This is a genomic window from Agrococcus sp. SL85, from assembly GCF_026625845.1.
Lineage (GTDB): Bacteria > Actinomycetota > Actinomycetes > Actinomycetales > Microbacteriaceae > Agrococcus.
The window spans coordinates 509,323-525,915 of sequence record NZ_CP113066.1 but is presented as its reverse complement, the minus strand read 5'-3'; the positions used below and the strand labels follow the sequence as shown (position 1 = coordinate 525,915).

24 protein-coding genes are annotated in these 16,593 nt (G+C 71.3%); 23 read left to right on the top strand and 1 reads right to left on the bottom strand.

What is annotated here, in order from left to right; translation table 11 throughout:
• Positions 1-2 precede the first annotated feature (2 nt).
• The 23 genes from rplN (at position 3) to rplQ (ending at position 14,737) form a co-directional block, all read left to right on the top strand.
• Positions 3-371 carry a 50S ribosomal protein L14 gene (gene rplN, locus OVA14_RS02540; protein WP_123697054.1) on the top strand — a complete coding sequence of 123 codons (369 nt, stop codon included), beginning with the start codon at positions 3-5 and terminating at the stop codon, positions 369-371.
• Between the two features lie 3 nt (positions 372-374).
• Positions 375-746 carry a 50S ribosomal protein L24 gene (gene rplX, locus OVA14_RS02535; RefSeq protein ID WP_267504740.1) on the top strand — a complete coding sequence of 124 codons (372 nt, stop codon included), beginning with the start codon at positions 375-377 and terminating at the stop codon, positions 744-746.
• Complete coding sequence (rplE, locus tag OVA14_RS02530) at positions 739-1,299, top strand: 50S ribosomal protein L5 (protein ID WP_324288032.1); 561 nt, start codon at positions 739-741, stop codon at positions 1,297-1,299. The genes rplX and rplE overlap by 8 nt, the downstream gene beginning before the upstream one ends.
• Before the next feature lie 85 nt (positions 1,300-1,384).
• Positions 1,385-1,783 carry a 30S ribosomal protein S8 gene (rpsH, locus tag OVA14_RS02525; RefSeq protein WP_267504739.1) on the top strand — a complete coding sequence of 133 codons (399 nt, stop codon included), beginning with the start codon at positions 1,385-1,387 and terminating at the stop codon, positions 1,781-1,783.
• A 7-nt stretch (positions 1,784-1,790) separates the two neighbouring features.
• Positions 1,791-2,327 (top strand): 50S ribosomal protein L6, encoded by a 537-nt coding sequence (rplF, locus tag OVA14_RS02520; protein ID WP_267504738.1) that lies wholly within the window; start codon positions 1,791-1,793, stop codon positions 2,325-2,327.
• Positions 2,327-2,698 (top strand): 50S ribosomal protein L18, encoded by a 372-nt coding sequence (gene rplR / locus OVA14_RS02515; protein ID WP_267504737.1) that lies wholly within the window; start codon positions 2,327-2,329, stop codon positions 2,696-2,698. Before rplF ends, rplR begins: the two co-directional genes overlap by 1 nt.
• A gap of 23 nt (positions 2,699-2,721) precedes the next feature.
• Positions 2,722-3,408 carry a 30S ribosomal protein S5 gene (gene rpsE / locus OVA14_RS02510; RefSeq protein ID WP_267504736.1) on the top strand — a complete coding sequence of 229 codons (687 nt, stop codon included), beginning with the start codon at positions 2,722-2,724 and terminating at the stop codon, positions 3,406-3,408.
• Complete coding sequence (gene rpmD, locus OVA14_RS02505) at positions 3,405-3,593, top strand: 50S ribosomal protein L30 (RefSeq protein WP_267504735.1); 189 nt, start codon at positions 3,405-3,407, stop codon at positions 3,591-3,593. The genes rpsE and rpmD overlap by 4 nt, the downstream gene beginning before the upstream one ends.
• Positions 3,586-4,050 carry a 50S ribosomal protein L15 gene (gene rplO / locus OVA14_RS02500; protein WP_267504734.1) on the top strand — a complete coding sequence of 155 codons (465 nt, stop codon included), beginning with the start codon at positions 3,586-3,588 and terminating at the stop codon, positions 4,048-4,050. Before rpmD ends, rplO begins: the two co-directional genes overlap by 8 nt.
• A 60-nt stretch (positions 4,051-4,110) precedes the next feature.
• Complete coding sequence (gene secY / locus OVA14_RS02495) at positions 4,111-5,442, top strand: preprotein translocase subunit SecY (RefSeq protein ID WP_267504733.1); 1,332 nt, start codon at positions 4,111-4,113, stop codon at positions 5,440-5,442.
• Entirely contained in the window at positions 5,443-6,024 is a 582-nt protein-coding gene (locus OVA14_RS02490) for an adenylate kinase (protein ID WP_267504732.1), read from the top strand.
• A complete protein-coding gene (gene map / locus OVA14_RS02485; RefSeq protein WP_267504731.1) occupies positions 6,024-6,869 on the top strand; it encodes a type I methionyl aminopeptidase in 846 nt (281 codons plus the stop codon). The genes OVA14_RS02490 and map overlap by 1 nt, the downstream gene beginning before the upstream one ends.
• Before the next feature lie 174 nt (positions 6,870-7,043).
• Complete coding sequence (locus tag OVA14_RS02480; protein ID WP_267504730.1) at positions 7,044-7,298, top strand: HPr family phosphocarrier protein; 255 nt, start codon at positions 7,044-7,046, stop codon at positions 7,296-7,298.
• Between the two features lie 37 nt (positions 7,299-7,335).
• Complete coding sequence (locus OVA14_RS02475; RefSeq protein WP_267504729.1) at positions 7,336-8,895, top strand: PTS mannitol transporter subunit IICB; 1,560 nt, start codon at positions 7,336-7,338, stop codon at positions 8,893-8,895.
• On the top strand, positions 8,895-9,326 hold the full coding sequence (locus OVA14_RS02470; protein ID WP_267504728.1) for a PTS sugar transporter subunit IIA: 432 nt from the start codon (positions 8,895-8,897) through the stop codon (positions 9,324-9,326). The genes OVA14_RS02475 and OVA14_RS02470 overlap by 1 nt, the downstream gene beginning before the upstream one ends.
• Positions 9,326-10,447: a mannitol-1-phosphate 5-dehydrogenase gene (locus tag OVA14_RS02465; protein ID WP_267504727.1), complete on the top strand. Its 1,122-nt coding sequence runs from the start codon at positions 9,326-9,328 to the stop codon at positions 10,445-10,447. Before OVA14_RS02470 ends, OVA14_RS02465 begins: the two co-directional genes overlap by 1 nt.
• A 73-nt stretch (positions 10,448-10,520) precedes the next feature.
• Positions 10,521-11,444, top strand: coding sequence for a hypothetical protein (locus OVA14_RS02460; protein WP_267504726.1), 924 nt, complete (start codon positions 10,521-10,523; stop codon positions 11,442-11,444).
• A 234-nt stretch (positions 11,445-11,678) separates the two neighbouring features.
• A complete protein-coding gene (gene infA, locus OVA14_RS02455) occupies positions 11,679-11,900 on the top strand; it encodes a translation initiation factor IF-1 (RefSeq protein WP_188715780.1) in 222 nt (73 codons plus the stop codon).
• 61 nt (positions 11,901-11,961) lie between these two features.
• Positions 11,962-12,075 (top strand): 50S ribosomal protein L36, encoded by a 114-nt coding sequence (gene rpmJ / locus OVA14_RS02450; protein ID WP_004008316.1) that lies wholly within the window; start codon positions 11,962-11,964, stop codon positions 12,073-12,075.
• Between the two features lie 165 nt (positions 12,076-12,240).
• A complete protein-coding gene (rpsM, locus tag OVA14_RS02445) occupies positions 12,241-12,618 on the top strand; it encodes a 30S ribosomal protein S13 (protein ID WP_267504725.1) in 378 nt (125 codons plus the stop codon).
• Between the two features lie 23 nt (positions 12,619-12,641).
• Positions 12,642-13,040, top strand: coding sequence for a 30S ribosomal protein S11 (gene rpsK, locus OVA14_RS02440; protein ID WP_188715784.1), 399 nt, complete (start codon positions 12,642-12,644; stop codon positions 13,038-13,040).
• A gap of 99 nt (positions 13,041-13,139) precedes the next feature.
• On the top strand, positions 13,140-14,129 hold the full coding sequence (locus OVA14_RS02435) for a DNA-directed RNA polymerase subunit alpha (protein ID WP_267504724.1): 990 nt from the start codon (positions 13,140-13,142) through the stop codon (positions 14,127-14,129).
• Positions 14,130-14,167: 38 nt separating this feature from the next.
• Positions 14,168-14,737 (top strand): 50S ribosomal protein L17, encoded by a 570-nt coding sequence (gene rplQ / locus OVA14_RS02430; protein ID WP_267504723.1) that lies wholly within the window; start codon positions 14,168-14,170, stop codon positions 14,735-14,737.
• Between the two features lie 70 nt (positions 14,738-14,807).
• Here rplQ and OVA14_RS02425 read toward each other — a convergent pair whose 3' ends face one another.
• Complete coding sequence (locus OVA14_RS02425; protein WP_267504722.1) at positions 14,808-16,592, bottom strand: glycoside hydrolase family 15 protein; 1,785 nt, start codon at positions 16,590-16,592, stop codon at positions 14,808-14,810.
• Position 16,593: the final 1 nt, after the last annotated feature.

The window sequence follows — 16,593 nt, the reverse complement described above, 5'->3', positions numbered from 1 at the left end:
AGATGATCCAGCAGGAATCCCGCGTCAAGGTCGCCGACAACACCGGCGCCAAGCAGCTCCTGACCATCCGCGTGCTCGGCGGCTCCGGCCGTCGTTACGCCGGCCTCGGCGACACCATCGTGGCCACGGTCAAGGACGCCATCCCCGGCGGCGCCGTCAAGAAGGGCGATGTGGTCAAGGCCGTCATCGTCCGCACCGTGAAGTCGACCCGTCGTCCCGACGGCTCGTACATCAAGTTCGACGAGAACGCCGCCGTCATCCTGAAGAACGACGGCGACCCCCGCGGCACGCGCATCTTCGGCCCGGTCGGCCGCGAGCTCCGCGACAAGCGGTTCATGAAGATCGTGTCGCTCGCACCGGAGGTGATCTGACCCATGGCCAGCATCAAGAAGGGCGACCTCGTCGTCGTCATCGCAGGCGCGCGCCAGTCGCGCGGCGGCGACCGCGGCAAGACGGGCCGCGTGCTCGAGGTCCTCACGGACCGCGACCGCGTCATCGTCGAGGGCGTGAACCTCGTCACGAAGCACATCAAGGTCGGCCAGACGAGCCGCGGCACCCGCACGGGCGGCATCGAGACCCACGAGGCCTCGATCCACATCTCGAACGTCGCGCTCGTCGACCCCGAGAGCAAGAAGCCCACGCGCGTCCGCCGCGAGGTCACGACGACCGAGAAGAACGGCGTCTCGACCACGACGAAGGTCCGCGTCGCGACGAAGTCGGGCAAGGAGATCAAGAGCAATGACTGACACCGCTGTGCGCCTGCCCCGGCTGAAGCAGCAGTACCGCGAGACGATCGTGGCGCAGCTCCGCGAGGAGTTCGCGTTCGAGAACGTCATGCAGGTGCCGGGCCTGGTCAAGATCGTCGTCAACACCGGCGTCGGCGAGGCCGCGCGCGACTCGAAGGTCATCGAGGGCGCCATCAAGGACCTCACGCAGATCACCGGCCAGAAGCCGATGGTCACGCTGGCCCGCAAGTCGATCGCCCAGTTCAAGCTGCGCGAGGGCATGCCGATCGGCGCCCACGTGACGCTGCGCGGCGACCGCATGTGGGAGTTCCTCGACCGCCTGCTGACGCTCGCGCTGCCCCGCATCCGCGACTTCCGCGGCCTGAGCCCGAAGCAGTTCGACGGCAACGGCAACTACACGTTCGGCCTCACGGAGCAGTCGGTGTTCCACGAGATCGACCAGGACAAGATCGACCGCGTCCGCGGCTTCGACATCACGGTCGTCACGACCGCGAAGACGGACGACGAGGGTCGCGCGCTGCTCAAGGCGCTCGGCTTCCCCTTCCAGTCCTGACCCCCATCGGTGCCGCCGGCACCGAGCTGACATTCCAGGTCGCCGTCCGCGGAACGGGCGGCGAAACCAGAACGGAGAACCCATCATGACGATGACCGACCCGGTCGCCGACATGCTGACCCGTCTGCGCAACGCCAACACGGCGCTGCACGACGAGGTCCAGCTGCCGTCGTCGAACCTGAAGGCCAACATCGCCGAGATCCTCGAGCGCGAGGGCTTCATCACGGCGTGGAAGGTGGAGGACGCGCGCGTCGGCAAGACGCTCACCCTCGCCCTCAAGTACGGCCCCAACCGCGAGCGCTCGATCTCCGGCATCAAGCGCGTCTCGAAGCCCGGCCTCCGCGTGTACGCGAAGTCGACCGAGATCCCCCAGGTCCACGGCGGCCTCGGCGTCGCGATCCTGTCCACGAGCTCGGGCCTCCTCACGGACCGTGAGGCCGAGCAGAAGGGCGTCGGCGGGGAAGTCCTCGCCTACGTGTGGTGATCTGAAGATGTCTCGAATCGGACGACTCCCCATCGACATCCCCAGCGGTGTCGACATCTCGGTCAACGACGACGTCGTGACCGTCAAGGGCCCGAAGGGCGAGCTGCAGGTCCGGATCGCGAAGCCGATCCAGGTCGAGGTCGCCGACGGCCAGGTGCAGGTCTCGCGTCCCGACGACGAGCGCGAGTCGCGCTCGCTGCACGGCCTGACGCGCACCCTCATCGCCAACGACATCGTCGGCGTCACCGAGGGCTACTCGAAGCAGCTCGAGGTCGTCGGCACGGGCTACCGCGTCGCCGCCAAGGGCACGGGCATCGAGTTCGCGCTCGGCTACTCGCACCCGATCGCCGTCGAGCCGCCCGCGGGCATCAGCTTCACGGTCGAGGGCAACAATAAGGTCACCGTCACCGGCATCTCGAAGCAGGCCGTCGGCGAGGTGGCTGCGAACCTCCGCAAGCTGCGCAAGCCCGAGCCCTACAAGGGCAAGGGCGTCCGCTACGCGGGCGAGCAGATCCGCCGCAAGGCTGGAAAGGCTGGTAAGTGATGGGCATCGGAACCCGAGGCAAGAGCAAGTCGGCTGCCCGCGGCCGTCGCCACGCACGCCTCCGCAAGAAGATCGTCGGCAGCGCGTCGGTGCCCCGCCTGGTGGTCACCCGCTCGGCGCGCCACGTGTTCGTGCAGATCGTCGACGACGCGCAGGGCCACACCCTCGCGTCGGCCTCGACCATGGAGGCGGACCTCCGCGCGTTCGACGGCGACAAGTCGGCCAAGGCCAAGCGCGTCGGCGAGCTCGTCGCCGAGCGCGCCAAGGCCGCGGGCGTCGAGACGGTCGTGTTCGACCGCGGCGGCAACCGCTACGCCGGTCGCGTCGCCGCGATCGCGGACGGCGCACGAGAGGCAGGTCTGGGACTGTGAGCGAAGAGAACAAGGACACGCAGGTGACCGACACCACGCAGGCGGCGGCTCCGGCCGGGGCCGGCCAGCAGGCCGACCACCGCGACGAGCCGCGCGAGCAGCGTCGCGGCAGCCGCGACCGCGGCACGCGCAACGAGCGCGGCCGTCGTGACGACCGCACCGAGAACCAGTTCCTCGAGCGCGTCGTGACGATCAACCGCGTCTCGAAGGTCGTCAAGGGCGGCCGCCGCTTCAGCTTCACGGCGCTCGTCGTCGTGGGCGACGGCGACGGCATGGTCGGCGTCGGCTACGGCAAGGCGCGCGAGGTCCCGACGGCCATCTCGAAGGGCGTCGAGGAGGCGAAGAAGAACTTCTTCCGCGTCCCCCGCATCGCCAAGACGATCCCGCACCCGGTGCAGGGCGAGGCCGCCGCAGGCGTCGTGCTGCTCCGTCCCGCTGCCGCCGGTACCGGCGTCATCGCGGGCGGCCCGGTGCGTGCCGTCCTCGAGTGCGCCGGCATCCACGACGTGCTGAGCAAGTCGCTCGGCTCGTCGAACTCCATCAACATCGTCCACGCGACGGTGGAGGCGCTGCGCCAGCTCGAGGAGCCCCGCGCCGTCGCCGCCCGTCGCGGCCTCGACGTGGACCGCGTCGTGCCGGAGCGCCTGCTCCGCGCCGAGGCGGAGTTCGCCAAGCACGAGGCTGAGATCGCGAAGGCGGCGGCCAAGTGAGCAAGCTGAAGATCACGCAGACGAAGTCGACGATCAGCGAGAAGCAGTACCAGCGCGAGACGCTCCGTTCGCTCGGCCTCAAGCGCATCGGCCAGTCGGTCGTGCGCGAGGACACGCAGCAGAACCGCGGCTACGTGAACACGGTCCGCCACCTCGTGAAGGTCGAGGAGATCGAGAATGACTGACAAGAACGAGTCGGCCGAGCTGCCGTCGCTCAAGGTGCACCACCTGCGTCCCGCCCCGGGCGCGAAGACCGCGCGCACGCGCGTCGGTCGCGGTGAGGCGTCGAAGGGCAAGACGGCCGGTCGAGGCACCAAGGGCACGAAGGCCCGCTACTCCGTGAAGCCCGGGTTCGAGGGCGGCCAGCTGAACAGCGTCATGCGCGCTCCCAAGCTGCGCGGCTTCAAGAACCCGTTCCGCACCGAGTACCAGGTCGTCAACGTGGGCGCGCTCCAGGAGCTCTACCCCGCTGGCGGCGAGGTCACCGTGGCCGATCTGGTCGCGAAGGGCGCCGTCCGCAAGAACGAGCTCGTCAAGGTGCTCGCCGGCGGCGAGCTCACCGTGAAGCTCACGGTCGCCGTCGACAAGGTGTCGGCTGCCGCGGAGCAGAAGATCGTGGCCGCAGGCGGCTCGGTCAAGTAAGTAGGCTGAGGGGCGGTCCGTGCGCGGGCCGCCCCTACTGCCATTCTCGGAAGGCTGCACGTGTTCAGTGCCATCGCACGCATCTTCAAGACGCGCGACCTGCGTCGGAAGATCCTCTTCACGCTCGCCATCGTGGCGGTGTTCCGGCTCGGGTCGTTCATCCCTGCGCCGTTCGTCGACTACGGCAACGTGCAGGCGTGCATCGCGGCCAACCAGACCACGACGGGCCTCTACCAGCTCGTCAACCTCTTCTCCGGCGGCGCCCTGCTGCAGCTGAGCATCTTCGCGCTGGGCATCATGCCCTACATCACCGCGTCGATCATCGTGCAGCTGCTCCGCGTCGTCATCCCCCACTTCGAGGCGCTCTACAAGGAGGGCCAGTCGGGGCAGGCGAAGCTCACGCAGTACACGCGCTACCTCACGATCGCGCTCGGCGTGCTGCAGTCGACCACGCTCATCACGGTCGCCCGCTCGGGCGCGCTGTTCTCGGCCACGGGCGGCCCCGCGCTCCCGCAGTGCCAGAACCTGCTCACCGACGACGCCTGGTGGGCGATCCTGCTCATGGTCATCACGATGACCGCCGGCACGGGCCTCATCATGTGGCTCGGCGAGCTCATCACCGAGCGCGGCGTCGGCAACGGCATGTCGCTCCTGATCTTCACGTCGATCGCCGCGACCTTCCCGGGCGCGCTCGGCGTCATCTTCGAGACGCAGGGCCCGAACACCTTCATCATGGTGCTGCTCGTGGGCGTCCTGATCATGGGCCTCGTCGTCTTCGTCGAGCAGTCGCAGCGCCGCATCCCGGTGCAGTACGCCAAGCGCATGGTGGGCCGCCGCATGTACGGCGGGCAGTCGACGTACATCCCGATCAAGGTCAACATGGCCGGCGTCGTGCCCGTCATCTTCGCCTCGTCGCTGCTGTACCTCCCCGCGCTCGTCGCGCAGTTCAACATGCCCTCCGACGGCTCGCCGCCCGCCGACTGGGTGCTGTGGGTGCAGGCGAACTTCACCACGGGCGACCACCCGCTCTACATGGCGGTCTTCTTCCTGCTCATCGTCGGCTTCACGTACTTCTACGTCGCGATCACCTTCAACCCGGAGGACGTCGCCGACAACATGAAGAAGTACGGCGGCTTCATCCCCGGCATCCGCGCGGGGCGCCCGACGGCCGAGTACCTCGACTACGTGCTCACGCGCATCACGTTCCCCGGCTCCATCTACCTCGGCATCGTCGCGCTCATCCCGCTGCTCGCGCTGTCGACGGTCGGTGCGAACCAGAACTTCCCGTTCGGCGGCGCCTCGATCCTCATCATCGTCGGCGTCGGCCTCGAGACCGTGCGGCAGATCGACGCGCAGCTGCAGCAGCGCCACTACGAAGGGCTCATCCGCTAGATGCCGAACCTCCTCATCGTCGGCCCGCCCGGTGCGGGCAAGGGCACGCAGGCCGCTCGCATCGCGGAGGCGCTCGGCGTCCCCGCCGTCTCGACCGGCGACATCTTCCGCCAGAACATCAAGGAGCAGACGGAGCTCGGCCAGCGCGTCACGGCGATCCTCGACGCGGGGGAGTACGTGCCGGACGAGCTCACGAACGAGCTCGTCGACGACCGCCTCGCGCAGGCGGACGCGGAGGCCGGCTACCTGCTCGACGGCTACCCGCGCACCGCGGGCCAGGTCGCGTACCTCGACGGCGTGAACGCGCGCCGCGGCGAGGAGCTCCACGCGGTCGTCCGGCTCGTCGCCGACACCGACGAGGTCGTGCGGCGCCTGTCGGCCCGCGCGGCCGAGCAGGGCCGCAGCGACGACACCGAGGAGGTCATCCGCCACCGCCTCGAGGTCTACGAGCGCGAGACCGCGCCGCTCGTCGCGACCTTCGCCGAGCGCGGCCTCGTGGTCGAGGTCGACGGCATCGGCTCGGTCGACGAGGTCACGGAGCGCATCCTCGCGGGCCTGTCGGCGCGCGGCGTCACGGCCTGATGCGCGGCCGCGGCCCCTACAAGTCGCGCCGCGAGCTCGCGGCGATGCGGGAGCCCGGGCGCATCACGGCGCTCGCGCTCGAGGCCGTGCGGGCCGCGATCCGACCGGGCGCGACGACGCTCGGGCTCGACGCGATCGCCGAGGCGGTCATCCGCGAGCACGGCGCGGTGCCCAACTTCCAGCTCGAGCCCGGCTACGAGCACACGATCTGCGCGAACGTCAACGACGTCGTCGTCCACGGCATCCCCGATGCGACGCCGCTGCGCACGGGCGACCTCGTCACGATCGACTGCGGCGCGATGCTCGGCGGCGCGAACGGCGACGCCGCGATCTCGGTCGTCGTGCCCGCCGAGGACGGCGCTCCGGCGACGGGCGCGCTCGCCGAGTCGCGCGAGCGCCTGAGCGCGGTCACGCGCGGCGCGCTGTGGGCGGGCATCGCCGCGCTCGCCGGCGCCCGCCAGCTGGGCGAGGTCGGCGCCGCGATCGAGGACCACGTCGAGGCGCACTCCGACTACGGCATCTCCGAGGACTACATCGGCCACGGCATCGGCAAGCGGATGCACGAGGATCCGCCGGTGTTCAACTACCGCACGCGCGTCATGGGCCCCGCGGTCAAGCCGGGCCTGTGCGTCGCGATCGAGCCGATCATCCACGAGCGCGGCATCGAGACCGCGGTCGACGCGGACGGCTGGACCGTCCGCAGCGCCGACGGCGCCGACGCCTGCCAGTGGGAGCACTCGGTGGCGGTGCACTCCGACGGCATCTGGGTGCTCACGGCGCTCGACGGCGGCGCCGCGGAGCTCGCGCCGTTCGGCGTGGTGCCCGCGCCCATCGCCGACCGCTGAGCCGCCGGCCGCCGCCCGAGCGTCCGCTGCCGGATCGGGCCACGGGCCGCGCCGTCGGCGACCGCTGCGCCGTCCCCCGACACGGACGCGCGACCCGTTCCGAGCAGGGCTCGGCTTTGGTAGCGTGACGCACGAATCGGGGGCCCGTCGGGCCTCTCCGAGCGAAGGAGCACCATGGCAGAGCGCACCGTCACCGTCCAGTCCTCGCACGGGCTGCATGCCCGTCCCGCAGCCCTCTTCGCGCAGGCCGCCGCACGGGCCGCGAGCCCCGTCACCGTCGCCAAGGGCGACAAGCAGGTGCCCGCTGCGAGCATCCTCTCGGTCATCTCGCTCGGCGTCTCGCAGGGCGACCAGGTGACCATCGCCTCCGACGACGAGGCGATCCTCGACGAGCTCGAGCAGCTCCTCGCCACCGATCACGACGCCTGAGCGCCGGGTCCCTCACCACCCAGGAACGAGGCACCGCATGACCACCACAGCACCGGCGCAGGGCAGCGGAGCCCGCGTCGCCGTCCAGAAGTTCGGCACCTTCCTCTCGGGCATGATCATGCCCAACATCCCCGCGCTCATCGCGTGGGGCATCGTCACGGCCCTGTTCATCGACGTGGGCCCGCTGCCCAACGCCGACCTCGCGCAGATCGTCGGCCCGACGATCCACTACCTGCTGCCGATCCTCATCGCGGGCACCGGCGGTCGCATGGTCCACGGCACGCGCGGCGCCGTCGTCGGCTCGTTCGCCGTCATGGGCGCGATCGCGGGCTCCGACGTGCTCATCGCCGCCTTCAACGAGGCGAACCCGCCCGCCGAGGGCGCGGGCGAGCTCGGCGAGGTGCACATGTTCATCGGCGCGATGATCCTCGGCCCGCTCGCGGCCTGGGTCATGCGGCAGCTCGACAAGCTCTGGGACGGCAAGGTCAAGGCGGGCTTCGAGATGCTCGTCAACATGTTCTCGGCGGGTATCGTCGCCTTCGTCATGGGCCTGTTCGGCTTCTACGTCGTCGCCCCGGTCGTCAACTGGATCATGTCGGTCGTCGGCGGGGCGGTCGGCTGGCTCGTCGACACGGGCCTGCTGTGGCTCGCCTCGTTCCTCATCGAGCCCGCGAAGGTCTTCTTCCTCAACAACGCGATCAACCACGGCGTGCTCACGCCGCTCGGCACGAGCGAGGTGGCGGTCGACGGCAAGTCGATCCTCTTCCTCCTCGAGGCGAACCCGGGCCCCGGCCTCGGGCTGCTGCTCGCGTTCTCGGTCTTCGGCGTCGGGGCCGCGCGCGCGACCGCCCCGGGCGCCGCGATCATCCACTTCCTCGGCGGCATCCACGAGGTGTACTTCCCGTACGCGCTCATGAAGCCCGTGCTCATCGTCGCGCTCATCGCGGGCGGCGCCTCGGGCGTGGCTACGAACATGCTGCTCGGCACGGGCCTCGCGGGCCCCGCGGCCCCCGGCAGCATCATCGCCGTGGGCGTGCAGGCGGGCCTCGTGGGCGGCGGCAACCTCGTCGGCGTCCTGCTCTCGGTGGTCATCGCCGCGGCCGTGACCTTCGCGGTCGCCGCGGTCATCCTGCGCGCGAGCCGCCGGCGCGACCTCGAGCGCGAGGCCGCGGGCGAGGACGCGCTCGGTGCGGCCGTCGCGCAGACGACCGCCAACAAGGGCAAGGAGTCGGCGCACCTGTCGAACCTGGCCGCGGCGGGCGGCGCCGGAGGGACGGCCACCGCGGTCGCCGCGGGCCCGATCGACCGCATCGTGTTCGCGTGCGACGCGGGCATGGGCTCGAGCGCCATGGGCGCGAGCGTGCTGCGCAGCAAGATCAAGAAGGCCGGCATCGAGGGGGTCGAGGTCACGAACATCGCGATCGCCAACCTCCAGCCGACGACGGCCGACCTCATCGTGACGCACCGCGACCTCACCGACCGAGCGAAGCAGCGCACGCCCGACGCGATCCACGTGTCGGTCGAGAACTTCATGAACAGCCCGAAGTACGACGAGGTCGTGGCGCAGGTCGCGGCCAGCAAGGAGGCGCAGGCCTGATGCCCGTCCTGACCATCGAGCAGATCACGACCGACCCGCGGGCGACGACGAAGGACGAGGCGATCCAGGAGGCCGCCGATGCCCTCGTCGCCGCCGGGGCGGTGACCCCCGAGTACGCCGACTCGATGCGCGAGCGCGAGGCGAGCGTGTCGACCTACATGGGCAACCTGCTGGCGATCCCGCACGGCACCAACGAGGCGAAGGATTCGATCCTCGACTCGGCGCTGTCCGTGGCCCGCTACGAGACGCCCCTCGACTGGGACGGCAACGAGGTGCGGTTCGTGATCGGCATCGCGGGGAAGGACGGCGGCCACCTCGAGATCCTCTCGAAGATCGCCATCGTCTTCGCCGACGAGGACGAGGTGGCGAAGCTCGTCGCGGCGCCCGACGCCGAGGCGATCCTCGCCCTCCTCGGGGACGTCAACGACTGATGCGGGCCGTCCACTTCGGCGCCGGCAACATCGGGCGGGGCTTCGTCGGCCTCATCCTGCACCGCGCCGGCTACGAGGTGACGTTCGTCGACGTGAACGCGCAGCTCATCGAGCTGCTGCGCTCGGCCGACTCCTACGAGGTGCGCGAGGTGGGCCCCGAGGCGAGGGTGCACACGGTCACGGGGTTCACGGGCATCGACTCGAGCGCCGACCCGGCGGCGGCCGCGCAGGCCGTCGCCGACGCCGACGTCGTCACGTGCGCCGTCGGGCCGAACGCGATGCGGTTCATCGCACCGGTGATCCGGGCGGGCCTCGAGCTCCGCTCCGGATCGCCGGTCGCGGTCATGGCGTGCGAGAACGCGATCGGCGCGACCGACACGCTGCGCGACCTCGTGCTCGAGGGCGCACCGACGCTCGCCGACCGCGCCGTGTTCGCGAACACGGCGGTCGACCGCATCATCCCGCCGCAGGACCCGAGCGGGCTCGACGTGGTCGTCGAGGACTTCTTCGAGTGGTCGATCGACCGCACGCCCTTCGCGGGCGACGAGCCGGTCATCCCCGACGCGCACTTCGTGCGCGACCTCGCGCCGTTCATCGAGCGCAAGCTCTTCACGGTGAACACCGGCCACGCGACCACCGCCTACCAGGGCTGGATGCGCGGGGTCGGCACGATCGCCGAGGCCCTCGCGGTGCCCGAGGTGCGCGCGGCCGTCGACGCCGCGCTCGCCGACACCGCGGGGCTGCTCGTGGCGAAGTTCGGCTTCGACCCCGAGGGGCACGCCGCCTACGTCGCTCGAGCGATCGCGCGCTTCGAGAACCCGGCGCTGCCGGACACGTGCGAGCGCATCGGCAGGCAGCCGCTGCGGAAGCTCTCGCGACGCGAGCGCTTCGTGCAGCCCGCCGCCGAGCTGCTCGAGCGCGGCGAGGCGGCCGACGGCCTCGTCGCCGCCTACGGCACGGCGCTGCGCTTCGACGCCGAGGGCGACGAGCAGGCGCTCGAGCTGCAGCGGCTGCTCGTAGAGCTCGAGCCCGCTGCGTTCGTCGCCGAGGTGAGCGGCATCGAGGCCGGCCACCCCCTGCAGCCGCTGCTCGTGGCGCAGGTCGAGGCCGCGCGCGCCTGAGCGCGTCCAGCCTCCCGGCACCTCGCTCGGGCATCATCGGGCGCATGATCGCCCGCCGAGCCCCGGAGCCCCCGTGCTGACGCGCGGCGGGAGGCGTGCGCGCAGCACCGGCCGGGCGAGCGCCAACCCCCGGCAGCGCCTGCTGCACGGCTGGGACTGGGAGGACGCGGCGGTCGAGCTCGAGGCGCTCGCGCCCGGCAGCCGCGTGCTCGTCTCGGCGGGCGCGGGCGAGGTGGTCGCGGCGCTCGCCGCGGCCGGGCACGAGGTGACGGCGATCGGCGCGAACCTCGAGCAGCTCGAGTACGCGCGTCGGCGCGTCGCCGGCGGGCCGTTCGAGCCTGGTGCGGCGGAGCGACTGCTCGACCTCGGGCGCGGCATGGTCCGCGCCGCCAGCCCCGCGTGGGGACGGCGCCGCGTGCACCAGTTCCTCCTCGAGCAGGATCCGATCCGCGCGGCCGAGCACTGGAAGGCGAGGCTCGACAACCGCACGCTCGCCTCGATCCTGCGCACGGTCCTCGGCCCCGCAGGCGCGATCACGGCGCTCGTGCAGCGGGACTTCGCGACCTCGATCCCCGCGCACTTCGACGACGCGGTCCGCGGCCGCGTGGCGCGCGCGCTCCGCAAGCATCCGCCGGCGACGAACCCGTGGGCCTGGCGGCTGCTCGCGGGCGAGGACCTGCCCGGGCACGAGCTCGCGGCCGTCGATCCCGCGGCCGTGCGGTGGTCGGCGGAGCCGCTCCTCGAGCACCTCGAGCGCGCGCCCGAGGGCGCCTACGACGCCGTGTCGCTCTCGAACGTCTCCGACGGCGCGGACGAGCGCTGGGTGCGCGACCTGCGGAAGGCCGCGGTGCGCGCGATCGTGCCCGGCGGCGCTGTCATCGCGCGCTCCTTCGCCACGACGATGGACGACGAGGCCGCGAAGCGCGCCCGCCGGGACCGCGCGATGCTCTGGGGCTCGATCGTGGTGCACCGGGTGGGGGCGCAGTCGGCCGAGTAGCGGGGCGGCGAGCGCTGCACCGCAGCGCGGCACGACACGCCTGCGCGGTGGAGCTGAGGGCGGAGGTCCTTTCGGACCTCCGCCGCGACCCCAGCGCCGACGCCCGTCCCGGGCGACGACACGCCCGGCTTGCGCGATCATCCACGACCCGCGTAGTCTTGACCGTTGGTGTCGTGCGCCCGTATGCGCACGCCATTCGCACGACCAGCATCCGCCAATCAAGCAGAAGAGGCTATGGCCAAGAAAGACGGCGTCATCGAGATCGAGGGCTCGGTGGTCGAGGCGCTCCCCAACGCGATGTTCCGCGTGGAGCTGTCGAACGGCCACGTGGTGCTCGCGCACATCTCGGGGAAGATGCGGCAGAACTACATCCGCATCCTCCCGGAGGACCGCGTGATCGTGGAGCTCAGCCCCTACGACCTCAGCCGCGGCCGGATCGTCTACCGCTACAAGTGACGGCTGCTGGGCAAGGAACGGCCCGCGCGACCGCGCGAGCACGAGGCCAGCGAGGAACAACATGAAGGTCAACCCCAGCGTCAAGCCCATCTGCGACAAGTGCAAGGTCATCCGCCGGCACGGTCGCGTGATGGTCATCTGCGAGAACCCCCGCCACAAGCAGCGGCAGGGCTGATCGCGATGCCGCCCCGCGAGGGGCGGCGTCCGCGTCGCTCGCACCACGCGCACAACTGAACACACCACCAGCAGCGGTCAGAGCCCCCTCGGGGGCGACACCTTGGGGAGAGGCCCAGGCACCTCCGCTGCTCCACACCTCTCACACTCCTGAAGGAGACACACGATGGCACGCATCGCAGGTGTCGACATCCCGCGCGAGAAGCGCGTGGAGATCGCGCTGACGTACATCTTCGGCGTCGGCCGCACCCGCTCGGTCGCGACGCTCGAGGCCACGGGCATCGACCGCAACATCCGCGTCAAGGACCTGACCGACGACCAGCTCGTCGCGCTCCGCGACCACATCGAGGGCGAGTTCAAGGTGGAGGGCGACCTCCGCCGCGAGGTCGCGGCCGACATCCGCCGCAAGGTCGAGATCGGCTCGTACGAGGGCATCCGCCACCGCCGCGGCCTCCCCGTCCGCGGCCAGCGCACGAAGACCAACGCGCGCACCCGCAAGGGCAAGAAGCAGACCGTCGCCGGCAAGAAGAAGGCCGGCCGCTAGGCCGCGGGAAGAGGTAGAGAACAATGGCAGCTCCCAAGTCCGCGGTCCGCAAGCCGCGCAAGAAGGACAAGAAGAACATCGCTGCGGGCCACGCCCACATCAAGTCGACGTTCAACAACACGATCGTGTCGATCACCGACACCACCGGCGCCGTCATCTCGCAGGCGTCGGGCGGTGCGATCGGCATGAAGGGCTCGCGCAAGTCGACCCCCTACGCCGCGCAGCTCGCCGCCGAGTCGGCCGCGCGCCAGGCGCAGGACCACGGCATGAAGAAGGTCGACGTGTTCGTGAAGGGCGCCGGTTCGGGCCGCGAGACGGCGATCCGCTCGCTCCAGGCCGCCGGCCTCGAGATCGGTGCGATCCACGACGTGACGCCGCAGGCGCACAACGGCGTCCGTCCGCCGAAGCCCCGCCGCAACTAGTCGCTCCTGCCGGGCAGGCGCACCCGCGCCTGCCCGGCATTCCGCCGTCACCGAACACGCGAGTCATATAGCGGACTCGCGACCGAAAGGAACCGACACGTGCTGATCGCCCAGCGCCCCACTGTCACCGAGGAGTCGATCGCCGAGCACCGCTCGCGGTTCACGATCGAGCCGCTCGAGCCCGGCTTCGGCTACACCCTCGGCAACTCCCTCCGCCGCACCCTCCTGTCGTCGATCCCGGGCGCCTCGGTCACGAGCGTCCGCCTCGACGGCGTGCTCCACGAGTTCTCGACGATCGCCGGCGTGAAGGAGGATGTCACCGAGATCATCCTCAACGTCAAGCAGCTCGTCGTCTCGAGCGAGCACGACGAGCCCGTCGTCGCCTACCTCTCGCGCCAGGGCGCGGGCCAGGTCACGGCCGCCGACATCACGGCGCCCGCGGGCGTCGAGATCCACAACCCCGAGCTCGTGCTCGCGACGCTGAACGACTCGGCGAAGCTCCAGCTCGAGCTGACGATCGAGCGCGGCCGCGGCTACGTCTCTGCGGCGCAGAACCGCGACGAGTTCGCCGAGGCCGGCGTCATCCCGGTCGACTCGATCTACTCGCCGGTCCTCAAGGTCACCTACCGCGTCGAGGCGACGCGCGCCGGTGAGCGCACCGACTTCGACTCGCTCGTCGTCGACGTCGAGACGAAGCCGGCGATCTCGCCGCGCGACGCCATCGCGTCGGCCGGCCGCACGCTCGTCGAGCTCTTCGGCCTGACGCGCGACCTGAACGCCGAGGCCGAGGGCATCGAGATCGGCCAGGCGCCCGCCGAGGCCATCGGCTCGGGCGAGCTCGCCACGCCGATCGAGGAGCTCGACCTGTCGGTCCGCTCGTACAACTGCCTCAAGCGCGAGGGCATCAACACGGTGTCCGAGCTCGTGGCGCTGAGCGAGACGCAGCTCATGAACATCCGCAACTTCGGCCAGAAGTCGGTCGACGAGGTGAAGGACAAGCTCACCGAGCTCGGCCTCTCGCTCAAGGACGCGGTGCCCGGCTTCGACGGCGCGCACTTCTACAGCGGATACGACGAGGACGCTCGCTGACGCGGGCCGACCTGAAGAACCAAGAGGGATAACGAACCATGCCCAAGCCCACCAAGGGTCCCCGCCTCGGAGGCGGTCCTGCGCACGAGCGCCTGCTGCTCGCGAACCTCGCGGCCGCGCTGTTCACGCACAAGTCGATCAAGACGACCGAGACGAAGGCCAAGCGCCTCCGCCCGATCGCCGAGCGCCTCATCACGTTCGCGAAGCGCGGCGACCTGCACGCGCGTCGCCGCGTGCTCGCCGTGATCGGCGACAAGGGCGTCGTGCACGAGCTGTTCACCGAGATCGCCCCGCTCGTCGCGGAGCGCGAGGGCGGCTACACGCGCATCACGAAGCTCGGCTTCCGCAAGGGCGACAACGCCCCCATGGCGCAGATCGAGCTCGTGCTCGAGCCGGTGCAGAAGAAGGCGTCGAAGTCGAAGGCCGCCGCTGCCACGCAGTCGGCCGCCGCCGACCAGGAGGCCGCCGAGGCCAAGGCCGAGGAGGCGAAGGCCGAGGAGGCCGAGGCCGAGACGACCGAGGCGCCCGCCGAGGAGACGGAGGCCGCCGAGGCCGAGTCGACCGAGGCCGAGACGGCTGCCGACGAGAAGGCCGAGGAGACCAAGTAAGGTCTCCCACCCACGACGAAGGGCCCCGCGCGAGCGGGGCCCTTCGTCGTGCCGGGCCGCGGACGGAGCGCTAGCGCCCTGCCGCGGCCTCCGCCTCGGCGATGGCGGTCGCGGCCAGCACGAGGCCCAGGTGCGAGAACGCCTGGGGGTGGTTGCCCCAGTGCCTGCCGGTCTCGGGGTCGACCTCCTCGGCGAGCAGGCCCACGTCGTTGCGGAGCGCCACGAGCGATGCCATGAGCGCGTGCGCGTCGTCGATCCGCCCTGCCTGCGCGTAGGCGGTCACGAGCCAGAAGCCGCAGAGCACGAAGGGGTGCTCGTCGCCCGAGAGGCCGTCGAGGCCCGTGGTGCGGTAGCGCAGCGGGATCCCGTGCCGCACGAGGTCCTGCTCGATGCGGGCGATCGTGCCGAGGAAGCGCGGGTCGTCGGCCGCGACGATGCCGATCGTCGGCAGCTGGAGCAGCGAGGCGTCGACCTCGTCGGTGCCCGCGTGCTGGCGGAACGAGCCCGTGGCCTCCGAGAAGCCCGCGCCCATGACCTCCTCGTGGAGGGCCGCGCGGATCTCCTTCCAGCGCGTCGGGTCGCCGTCGAGCCCGTCCTCCTCGATCGCGCGGATGCCGCGGTCGAAGGCCGCCCACATCATCGCGAGCGAGTGGGTGAAGCGCTGCGGCTCGCCCCGCATCTCCCACAGGCCCTGGTCGGGCTCCTGCCAGTGCAGCTCGAGGTCGTGGAGCAGCGCGCGCTGCATGTGCCACGCGTCGTGCGCGTCGTCGTGGCCGATCGCGCGCAGCTTCGCGAGCGTCAGCATCACCTGGCCGAGCACGTCGTGCTGGCGCTGGCCGACGGCGCCGTTGCCGATGCGCACGGGCGTCGAGCCCGCGTAGCCGGGCAGGTGTGCGAGCTCGCGCTCGGGCAGGTCGCGGCCGCCGTCGACGCGGTACATGATCTGCATGTCCTCGGGGTCGCCCGCGATCGCGCGCAGCAGCCAGTCGCGCCAGTGGTCGACCTTCTCGTGGAGGCCGACCGCGACGAGCGCGTCGACGGTGAGGGAGGCGTCGCGCAGCCACGTGAAGCGGTAGTCCCAGTTGCGCTCGCCGCCCGGGTCCTCGGGCAGCGAGGTGGTGGGAGCGGCGATGATGCCGCCGGTGGCCTCGTCGGTCATGCCGCGCAGCACGAGCACGCTCGTCTCGACGGCCTCGCGGTACGGCCCCTCGTAGGCGAGGGCCGAGAGCCAGGAGCGCGAGCGCTCGACGGTCTCGGCGAGCGCTCGGCGCTCGTCGACGGCGACGCCGAAGGGCCGCCACGAGCGCTGCCAGCGCAGGTCGAGCACGCGGCGCTCGCCCGCCCGCACGGCGAAGCGCGAGCGGTGCGCGTGGCCGTCGGCGGTCGGCAGCGGATCGGCGCGGAGCACGAGCCGGTCGGGGCCGGCGACCATCGAGAGCACCTCCTCGCCGTCGACCTCGAGGCGCTGCACCCAGGGCGCCGAGCGGCCGTAGTGGAAGCGCACGACGAGCTCCTGCTCGAGCACGACCTCGCCCTCGACGCCCTCGACGATCCGCAGCACGTCGGCGACGCCGCCGCCCGTGGGCATCGCGTCGGTGACGCGCACGACGCCCGTGGGGGTGCGGTGCTCGGTCTCGAGCACGAGGCTCCCCGGCACGTAGCGGCGGGTGGTCTCCGCGGGGCCGACGGGGGCGATGCGCCAGCGGCCGTGCTCGGGGGTGCCGAGGATGGCGGCGAAGCACGCGGGGGAGTCGAAGCGCGGCAGGCAGAGCCAGTCAATCGAGCCGTCGCGGCCGACGAGCGCGGCGGTCGTCCGGTCGCCGATCATCGCGTAGTCCTCGATGGGCTGCTGCATC

Excerpts from the sequence above, each read along its gene's own strand:
- rplN (WP_123697054.1), top strand. The coding sequence starts at position 3 with ATGATCCAGCAGGAATCCCGCGTCAAGGTCGCCGACAACACCGGCGCC.
- rplX (WP_267504740.1), top strand. The coding sequence starts at position 375 with ATGGCCAGCATCAAGAAGGGCGACCTCGTCGTCGTCATCGCAGGCGCG.
- rplE (WP_324288032.1), top strand. The coding sequence starts at position 739 with ATGACTGACACCGCTGTGCGCCTGCCCCGGCTGAAGCAGCAGTACCGC.
- rpsH (WP_267504739.1), top strand. The coding sequence starts at position 1,385 with ATGACGATGACCGACCCGGTCGCCGACATGCTGACCCGTCTGCGCAAC.
- rplF (WP_267504738.1), top strand. The coding sequence starts at position 1,791 with ATGTCTCGAATCGGACGACTCCCCATCGACATCCCCAGCGGTGTCGAC.
- rplR (WP_267504737.1), top strand. The coding sequence starts at position 2,327 with ATGGGCATCGGAACCCGAGGCAAGAGCAAGTCGGCTGCCCGCGGCCGT.
- rplO (WP_267504734.1), top strand. The coding sequence starts at position 3,586 with ATGACTGACAAGAACGAGTCGGCCGAGCTGCCGTCGCTCAAGGTGCAC.
- OVA14_RS02490 (WP_267504732.1), top strand. The coding sequence starts at position 5,443 with ATGCCGAACCTCCTCATCGTCGGCCCGCCCGGTGCGGGCAAGGGCACG.
- map (WP_267504731.1), top strand. The coding sequence starts at position 6,024 with ATGCGCGGCCGCGGCCCCTACAAGTCGCGCCGCGAGCTCGCGGCGATG.
- OVA14_RS02480 (WP_267504730.1), top strand. The coding sequence starts at position 7,044 with ATGGCAGAGCGCACCGTCACCGTCCAGTCCTCGCACGGGCTGCATGCC.
- OVA14_RS02475 (WP_267504729.1), top strand. The coding sequence starts at position 7,336 with ATGACCACCACAGCACCGGCGCAGGGCAGCGGAGCCCGCGTCGCCGTC.
- OVA14_RS02470 (WP_267504728.1), top strand. The coding sequence starts at position 8,895 with ATGCCCGTCCTGACCATCGAGCAGATCACGACCGACCCGCGGGCGACG.
- OVA14_RS02465 (WP_267504727.1), top strand. The coding sequence starts at position 9,326 with ATGCGGGCCGTCCACTTCGGCGCCGGCAACATCGGGCGGGGCTTCGTC.
- infA (WP_188715780.1), top strand. The coding sequence starts at position 11,679 with ATGGCCAAGAAAGACGGCGTCATCGAGATCGAGGGCTCGGTGGTCGAG.
- rpmJ (WP_004008316.1), top strand. The coding sequence starts at position 11,962 with ATGAAGGTCAACCCCAGCGTCAAGCCCATCTGCGACAAGTGCAAGGTC.
- rpsM (WP_267504725.1), top strand. The coding sequence starts at position 12,241 with ATGGCACGCATCGCAGGTGTCGACATCCCGCGCGAGAAGCGCGTGGAG.
- rpsK (WP_188715784.1), top strand. The coding sequence starts at position 12,642 with ATGGCAGCTCCCAAGTCCGCGGTCCGCAAGCCGCGCAAGAAGGACAAG.
- rplQ (WP_267504723.1), top strand. The coding sequence starts at position 14,168 with ATGCCCAAGCCCACCAAGGGTCCCCGCCTCGGAGGCGGTCCTGCGCAC.
- OVA14_RS02425 (WP_267504722.1), bottom strand. The coding sequence starts at position 16,592 with ATGCAGCAGCCCATCGAGGACTACGCGATGATCGGCGACCGGACGACC.